This window comes from Pseudomonas sp. 2822-17 (assembly GCF_002742485.1).
Taxonomy (GTDB): Bacteria; Pseudomonadota; Gammaproteobacteria; order Pseudomonadales; family Pseudomonadaceae; genus Aquipseudomonas; species Aquipseudomonas cyclaminis.
The window spans coordinates 1-349 of the sequence record NZ_LJRZ01000297.1 but is presented as its reverse complement, the minus strand read 5'-3'; the positions used below and the strand labels follow the sequence as shown (position 1 = coordinate 349).

Genomic DNA, 349 nt, shown 5'->3' with positions numbered 1-349 from the left:
GCTATAGGAAGTTAACAGAATTAAAGGTGGTGAACATCCAATGATTTACACACTTACATTAAATCCATCAATTGATTACATTGTTTCTGTTCAAGATTTTCAGCTAGGAAAGACAAACCGAACTAAGACTGAATTGAAGTATCCAGGAGGAAAAGGGATCAACGTTTCTAAAGTACTTCGTAATTTAGACATAGAGAGTAAGGCTATTGGTTTTATCGGAGGGTTTACTGGAGAATTTGTTAAAAGCGAACTTGAAAAGACAAATGTTACAGCGGATTTCATCGAAGTAGAAGGGGATACAAGGATAAATGTGAAGCTTCGAACGGAAGACAACGAGACAGAAGTAAAC

Annotated in this window: 1 protein-coding gene; it reads left to right on the top strand. The window is 36.4% G+C overall.

The annotated features are described in order from the left end of the window. Positions 1-40: 40 nt before the first annotated feature. On the top strand, positions 41-349 hold a 309-nt coding region (locus AOA60_RS05605; protein ID WP_256592802.1), incomplete at its 3' end, for a 1-phosphofructokinase family hexose kinase.